We start from the raw sequence: 249 nt of genomic DNA, 5'->3' as shown, positions 1-249 counted from the left end.
CGGATTTTCGCGTAGGTCTTGCGGCAGATCTCCAGGGCCGCCGGCACCAGGCGCGGGTCGCCGCGCATCAGGGTGATGCCGGCGGCGTGCATGGCCACGTCGGTGCCGCCGCCCATGGCGATGCCGATATCGGCTGCGGCCAGGGCCGGTGCGTCGTTGATACCGTCGCCGACCATGGCCACCCTGCCGGTCTTTTTCACAGGCGATATCACCCGCCACCCGGCCATGGCCGGGCACGTCCACGCTGAC

At 70.3% G+C, this 249-nt stretch carries 1 protein-coding gene; it reads right to left on the bottom strand.

Features of this window, described 5'->3' with window-relative positions; all coding sequences use genetic code 11:
* Nucleotides 1-249 (bottom strand): hypothetical protein (locus tag AC0L2O_RS37255; RefSeq protein WP_473373262.1); only part of this gene is annotated, 249 nt, incomplete at both ends.

This window comes from Bradyrhizobium sp. Kon10, from assembly GCF_055807395.1.
Note: the sequence above shows the minus strand (reverse complement) of the source record. Positions and strands in the feature narration are given on the sequence as shown.